8 protein-coding genes are annotated in these 6,878 nt (G+C 60.7%); 2 read left to right on the plus strand and 6 right to left on the minus strand.

Translation table 11 applies throughout. From position 1 onward, the window contains the following. The first annotated feature begins 2 nt into the window (after positions 1-2). Entirely contained in the window at positions 3-1,826 is a 1,824-nt protein-coding gene (locus PMI35_RS02895; RefSeq protein WP_008065614.1) for a glycoside hydrolase family 28 protein, read from the plus strand. A gap of 9 nt (positions 1,827-1,835) precedes the next feature. Here the strand turns inward: PMI35_RS02895 and PMI35_RS02890 are convergent, their stop codons facing one another. Next, complete coding sequence (locus PMI35_RS02890; protein ID WP_008065615.1) at positions 1,836-2,579, minus strand: FadR/GntR family transcriptional regulator; 744 nt, start codon at positions 2,577-2,579, stop codon at positions 1,836-1,838. A 97-nt stretch (positions 2,580-2,676) separates the two neighbouring features. Here PMI35_RS02890 and PMI35_RS02885 point away from each other — a divergent pair, with 97 nt between their 5' ends. Next, positions 2,677-3,390 (plus strand): FadR/GntR family transcriptional regulator, encoded by a 714-nt coding sequence (locus PMI35_RS02885; protein WP_008065616.1) that lies wholly within the window; start codon positions 2,677-2,679, stop codon positions 3,388-3,390. 20 nt (positions 3,391-3,410) lie between these two features. Here PMI35_RS02885 and pcaG read toward each other — a convergent pair whose 3' ends face one another. The 5 genes from pcaG to vapB form a co-directional block, all read right to left on the minus strand. Next, positions 3,411-4,013: a protocatechuate 3,4-dioxygenase subunit alpha gene (gene pcaG / locus PMI35_RS02880; protein WP_008065617.1), complete on the minus strand. Its 603-nt coding sequence runs from the start codon at positions 4,011-4,013 to the stop codon at positions 3,411-3,413. Positions 4,014-4,025: 12 nt separating this feature from the next. Beyond that, positions 4,026-4,745: a protocatechuate 3,4-dioxygenase subunit beta gene (gene pcaH / locus PMI35_RS02875; protein ID WP_008065619.1), complete on the minus strand. Its 720-nt coding sequence runs from the start codon at positions 4,743-4,745 to the stop codon at positions 4,026-4,028. 127 nt (positions 4,746-4,872) lie between these two features. Further along, positions 4,873-5,802: a pca operon transcription factor PcaQ gene (pcaQ, locus tag PMI35_RS02870; RefSeq protein ID WP_008065621.1), complete on the minus strand. Its 930-nt coding sequence runs from the start codon at positions 5,800-5,802 to the stop codon at positions 4,873-4,875. Between the two features lie 37 nt (positions 5,803-5,839). Further along, positions 5,840-6,253 carry a type II toxin-antitoxin system VapC family toxin gene (locus PMI35_RS02865; protein WP_032832129.1) on the minus strand — a complete coding sequence of 138 codons (414 nt, stop codon included), beginning with the start codon at positions 6,251-6,253 and terminating at the stop codon, positions 5,840-5,842. Next, on the minus strand, positions 6,250-6,480 hold the full coding sequence (gene vapB / locus PMI35_RS02860; RefSeq protein WP_008065625.1) for a type II toxin-antitoxin system VapB family antitoxin: 231 nt from the start codon (positions 6,478-6,480) through the stop codon (positions 6,250-6,252). Before vapB ends, PMI35_RS02865 begins: the two co-directional genes overlap by 4 nt. Between the last annotated feature and the right edge of the window lie 398 nt (positions 6,481-6,878).

A 6,878-nucleotide genomic window follows, 5' to 3' on the forward strand; every position in this document is an offset into this window, starting at 1 on the left:
ACATGCCGTATGCGAGTCCTGCCGTTGCTTCAAACCGTCACCCTTTGGCGCAGTCGGTACTGGCTGTCCTGGCCGTGGGCTGCAGTCTGCCGCTCTGGGCATTGGAGGCGCCCGCCAGGGTCCAGGTGCCGACCCTGGCGTATGACGACCAGCAGATTATTTTGGTATGGGAGAAGCCGGCAGGGCATGCTGCTATCGCCGATTACCATGTGTACGCCAATGGCAAGCTGCTGGGTGGCGCCAACGCCAACAATGCCCGAGTGTCGCCGGCCAGGCCTTACATCGACAGGTTCTACGATCAGGACACCCGGCACTTCCATCACCGCATCGCCATCCACAGTTTCACCGCGCTTGGCCTTGCGCCCGACACCGAATACCGTTTCACGGTGCGTTCGGTGGGAAGCGACGGCAAGGAGTCGGCTGATAGTCCGGCGGTGGTCCAGCGCACCACCGCCGTGCCAGCGCTATTCGATGTAAGAGAGCAGGGTGCCAAGGGCGATGGCAGCACGCTGGACACCGCCGCGATCCAGCGCGCCATCGATGCCTGCACCCCGGGTTGCAAGGTGTTGTTGCCGGCCGGCACATACAAGAGCGGCGCGCTGTACCTCAAGAGCAACATGACCCTCGAGATCGCCGAGGGTGCGACCTTGCTTGGCTCCGAGCGTGCCGAGGACTACCCGCGTGATGGTTATGTCCAGTACCCGTATTCCACCACCGTGCGCCCGGCCTCGCTGATCAACGCTTTACCCCGTGACCCGCGCAAGCACCAGGCTTTCGAGAACATCCGCATCGTCGGCAAGGGCACCCTCGACGGCAATGGCTGGAAGCGCCAGGCCGACGCTATCGACGAACGCGGCCAGCCGTTGCCGGTCTATGTGCCGAGCGACAACACGCGATACATGCACGATGGTGTGCTGGCCAAGGCTCAGGTAGAACGCGCGGTGGCCGAAGGCATGAACGTCAAGGACGCCTATGGACAGATGCGCTCGTCGCTGATCACCCTGCGCGATGTGACGAACGTCTTCTACGGTGGCTTCACGGTACTCAACCCCGCTTACCACGGCATCATGAACCTGGAAAACCACAACGTGGTGCTGGCCAATATCACGCACAAGACCTTTGATGCCAATAACGGTGACGGTGTCGAATTCGCCAACAGCCGCGGCGCGATGGTGTTCAACAACTTCTTCGACACCGGCGATGATTGCGTCAACTTCGCAGCCGGCACTGGCGCCGAAGCGACGCAGCAAAAGCCTCAGGAAGACGCCTGGATCTTCAACAACTTTTTCCGCAAAGGCCACGGCATGGTCGTCGCCGGCAGTCATACCGGGGCGTGGATCCAGGACATCCTGGCCGAGGACAACGTTTCCGACGGCACCGATGCCGGTCTGCGTATGAAGAGCACCAACTTCATGGGCGGCGGGGCGCGCAACGTCACCTTCCGTGATTCGGCGATTCGCAATACGCTCAAGCAGGCCTTCATCTTCACCCTTGATTACAACGATCCGAATGCCAAGCTCGACTACAGGAGATCGACCCTGGCAGGGCAGTTCCGCGATATCCGGGTCAGTGATGTGAGTGTGGAGAACGCCGGGATGGCGGCGATCGAAGTCAAGGGTGATAGCCAGCACAGCGCCTTTCATCAAGGCCTGGCCTTTGAGCGGGTACGCTTCAGCGGGCCGGCCGGCGTGAAGATCGATGGCTTGAAGGATTCGCGATTTGACACTGTTCGCTTCAGTGAAGCCGGGGATGCCAATCCATGGCAGGTGAGCGGTAGCCAGGGGCTGGCCTTCCATGAGGTGGAGCCCGCGCCGCCCGCTCAATAGCCGGTAGCGTTATTCGTTGTAGAACGCCTGGCGTTGTTGCGCTTCACGCAGGCGCATGCGGCTGTTGCTCAAGTGCAGGTACATGGCCGCACGCGCCGCATCCACCTGGCGACTGGCGATGGCGTCGAAGATCTGCTGATGCTCGCTGTTGATGCCCTGCAGGTAGGTGCTGCGATTGCTTTGGCCGGTATAGGCGGAGTTCATCCGGGTGCGCGGGATCAGCTTGGTACCCAGGTGCTTCATGATGTCTATCAGGTAGGGATTGCCGCTGGCCTTGGCGATTTTCAGATGGAACTGGAAATCGGCGTTGATGGTGCTGCCGGATTTTTCCGGACCTTGCAGCAACGCGTGCAAGGCTTGCTCCAGCTCCTCGAGTGCCTGCGGTGTGGCACGTTCGGCGGCCATGCCGGCGGCCTGCACTTCCAGGCTCAGGCGAAACTGCAACAGGTCGAGCACTTCCGACAGTTCAACAATCGTCGGCGGCCCCAGGGTGAATCCTTCGGGGGCCGGCATGTCTTTGACGAAGGTACCGACCCCGTGACGGGTTTCGACCAGGCCCGCCGCCTGCATGCGCGACAGCGCTTCGCGAACCACTGAGCGACTGACCCCTTCGGCCGCCATGATATGCGCTTCGGTAGGCAGCTTTTCGCCACGCTTGAGCTCGCCTTCACGCATGCGCCGGGCAAAGCGTTCAACCAGTGATTCGGCCATTCGGCGCGGTTTGTTTTGGGCTGCAGAGGAGGAATCCGACATCGTCTTGCTCTTGGCTGATCGGCGGGCATTATAGTGCGTTTTGAGCCAAGGCTGCGGGTATAATGACGCCATCGTCTGGTATGAAAGGATTTGTTACATGGTGAGCGCTGCCCCTGATCGACGCCTGAACCTGGCCCAGCAACTGGTGCTTGATCTGTCGCGCAAAATTCTCGCCGGCGAGCTGCCAGCGGGGACCAAGCTCCCTACCGAACAAGTCATCACCCAGGAGCGCGGCGTCAGCCGGACCGTGGTTCGCGAAGCCTTGTCGCGACTGCAGGCAGAGGGGCTGGTAGAGACCCGGCGTGGCATCGGCACCTTCGTTGTCGACACCATCCGGCCCGGCGACTTCCAGGGTAACCAGCATGAAAAGGGCAGCGCCTACGACGCGGTGGCGATCATCGAGCTGCGCTTGAGCCTGGAGGTGGAGGCCGCCGCCATCGCTGCGCAATGCGCAACCCCCAGCCAGTTGTTGGCCATGCGTTACGCACTGGATGAGGCCCACGCGCTGGATCCGGCCAATGAGCAAAGTACGCGCCTGGACTTCGAGTTCCACCTGCAGATTGCCCAGTGCACCGCGAACGGTTTCTTCATCGATGCCATGACCCACCTGGGCAGCATGCTGCTGTCTGCCACGCAGCAGCCCACCCCGGCGGTGACGGAGCCACTGCGCAGCTTGCAGGTACGTGAGCGCGAACAGATCTACGCCGCGGTGGCGCGCCAGGACGTCGAAGCCGCACGCGCGGCCATGCGCCTGCACCTGACCAATGGCTTGCACCGCGCGCGTAGCGTCGTTCAGTCAGCCGCTGAATAACGGCTCTGCGTACCGCGTCCTCAGAAGTCGAAGAACACGGTTTCCGCTTCACCTTGAAGATGAATATCGAAGCGGTACGCCAGCTTGCCGTCCACCGTGCAGCGCCGGGCGACCAGGGATTCACGGCGATGGGGCTGTTCGATCAGGTTCAACACCGGATCTGCGGCATTCGCCTCGGGTTCGTCGTCGAAGTACAGGCGGGTGTGCAGGTGAATGTTGATGCCCCGGGCAAACAGCGCCACGTTGATATGTGCTGCCATGGTCACGCCCGAGGCGTTTTTCAGCCGGCCGGGCTTGACGGTCTTGATCGTCCATTCACCGGTATCGGTGGTCGCGGTGCGGCCAAAGCAATTGAAGGGTTTTTCCAGGTCGAACGCGCTGTCGTAGACGCCGTCGTGGTTGGCCTGCCAGCACTCCAGGAACGCGTCGCGAATCAAGTGGCCGTTGCCGTCATACACGTGACCCAACACTAGAATGTGCTCGCCTGGCGCACCAGGCCTGGCCATCTCGTTCCAGATTTCCTGCTCGCGCGGCGCGTTGCCGGCGGCCTCCAGCGCCAGGCCGATGTGCACATAAGGGCCGGCGGTTTGCGACGGGGTTTCAGGCAGAAGTTGAACGGGCATACGCAGGCCTCCTCAGCAGTTTTCGAAGTGGGTCTTGCGCTGGCCGCGCAGGACGATATCAAAACGATAAGCCAGGCAATCCATAGGATTGGCCATGCCCATGTCCAGCCGTGCGATCAAGCTCTGCACCGCGTCCGGGTTGGCGATCGACTTGACGATCGGGCACATGGGGATGAGCGGATCACCTTCGAAATACAGCTGGGTAATCAAGCGCGTGGCAATCGACGGGCCACTGATGGAGACGTGGATATGCGCAGGGCGCCAATCGTTGGGACCGTTGCGCCATGGGTAGGGGCCAGGCTTGACGGTGCGGAAGCTGTAGTTGCCATCGCGGTCGGTCAACGCACGGCCAACGCCGCCGAAGTTCGGGTCGAGGGGGGCCAGGTAACTGTCCTTCTTGTGGCGGTAACGACCACCGGCATTGGCTTGCCACATCTCCACCAGGGTGTGGGGAATCGGCTTGCCGTACTGATCGCAAACCCGGCCGGCGACGATGATGCGCTCGCCAATGGGCAGGCCGCCGTGATTGAAGTTCAACAGCAGGTCGTTGTCATGGCGCCCCATCTGCAGATGGGAAAAATCCGGGCCGCTGGTCTCGGATGCAGACTGGGGGATGCTCACCAGTGCCTGGCGGGGAGAGCGCAGGATCGAAGTCTTGTAGTCAGGCGTCAGGGCTTTTGGATGCCAATTACGGTCACGAATGACGAAGCGGCTGTCGTGCGCATCAGACATGTCGTTTTTCCTATTGTTATGGTGGGACGAAGGCAATCACTGGAGTTGGCAGCGACTGGTAGCCCAGTGTCCTCTTGTACGGCCCACCGTAAAATTGAAAAAATCGACCTTATGCATATCCAGATGGTTATGGATACTGGCCTTCGCGATACTCCTGCCCGACCTCGCGCAGTGCCTCCACGCACCACTGCGCCGCCGGTGTCACCGGCAACGCAGGATTGGTGCACAGCCCCACGGAGCCACCCGGCTCACGCATGCCCAGGTCCAGTTCGACCAGCTCACCTTGGCGCAAGTCCTGCCTGACCGCGTCGAAAGGGGCGACCCAGATGGCCTGGCTGCACAGCACGTAGCGCCGACTCAGGGCCACCGACAGGGTTTCCAGGCGTTGGCGTGACGGCGTTATCCCGTGCTGCACGAACAGGCTGTCGGCGAATTTGCGGATCGTGGTTCCCGCCGAGGGCAATACCAGTGGATAGTCTTCGAGGTTTTTCTGCCCCGTCGGATCGGCGAGCACCGGATGGCCGCTGCGGACCACCAGGGTCATGGATTCGCTGTACAGGTGCTCGAACGCCAACCCGAGGATCAGTGGGCTGTCGGTCATGCGGCCGACCACCAGGTCCAGCTCGCCTACGCGCAGTCGGGACAGTAAATAGGCACTCGGGCCGGTCACGATACTGACCACCAGCGCCGGGTGACGGTCGTGCAGACGGCGGACCACTTCAGGTACCAACAGGCTTTCGACGGTGGACAGCACGCCGAGCTGCACGGTAATCGGTTCATGCACACCCGAGCGCAAACTGTTGACCCCGTCGCGCAGCGATTGCACGCTCGGGCCCGCATATCGCAGGAAGGCCACGCCGGCCTCGGTCAGCGTCGAGCCTTTTTTGCCCCGTTCGAACAGCCTGGTATCGAGCAGGGTTTCCAGTTCCTTCAGGGTCTTGGACAGCGCCGGCTGGCTGATCGCCAATTTGTCGCAGGCACGCGCCAGGCTGCCCTGGCGTGCCACCTCGAGAAAACACAGCAGATGACGGAATTTGATTCGGTTATCGATGTTCAATCGGGGGGCTCTGCCGTCGTGTTTTGGCCAATATTGGTCAGTGAACCCAATCTTCGTAAGACAGACCGGGAACGCGGCTGAATTCACGCACATTGTTGGTGACCAGCACACAACCTGAAGCAATCGCGTGTCCTGCTATAGCCGTATCATTCTCACCTATTACCGACCCTGCGTCGGTGAGTCGGCTCTTCACCTCTATCGTCGCGTCAACGGCGGTCTGACCCCACGGCAAGATTTCATCCAGACGCTTCACAAATTCATCAACCAGCATTTTGTGCTTGGGCGATGCTTTTTTACCGATTTGGCCGTAACGCATTTCTGCATAGGTGATTGCAGAAATTACGATCCGATTATTCTGCGCGACCTCTGCGGCTAATCGCTGCAGAACGGAAACCGGGTGCTCGCGCATGATGAAAGAGCAAATGCAGGTATCCAGCATGTACGTCGTCACAGATTGAACCTGCCTTCATCGCTGATAACGCTTGGACGCTCTTGTAGAAAGTCCTCATCAGCCTTGGGCAATTCAGCCAGTGACAACCAGCTCGGGCGAACAGGACGCAGGGTTATGGTGTCGCCGCTGCGGGTAATTTCCAGCTCCCCGACACCTTCATAAGCCATGTCAGTGGGAAGGCGAATTGCCTGATTCTTACCGTTCTTGAAAATTGAGACCGTGCGCATGACGTCACTCCTGCCGATTGACTGACAGGTGCAATATAGTCATGCGCGCAGGCATATGCAAGGCATATGTTTGCTCTCACTTGATGACGAGCTGCACGGTAATCGGCACATGCACACCCGAGCGCAAACTGTTGACCCCGTCGCGCAGTGATTGCACGCTCGGCCCGGCCATTTTTTGGGGGGGGCATATCCATTGCTGCGGTAACGGCGGCTTATGGTTTCGCCCTTACTGTAGGAGCGAGCATGCTCGCGATGGAGGTCAACGATGGCGCGGGGAGCCTGATACACCGTGGTGCTCTCAAGTTTTTCGCGAGCATGCTCGCTCCTACAGGGGTCGCCGCGATGGGCCATCCCTGGCCCAGCGCGGCTAAACCGGCGTCCTGCCGGTTTCCCCACTG

This window comes from Pseudomonas sp. GM78, from assembly GCF_000282475.1.
In the GTDB taxonomy this organism is placed as follows: Bacteria; Pseudomonadota; Gammaproteobacteria; order Pseudomonadales; family Pseudomonadaceae; genus Aquipseudomonas.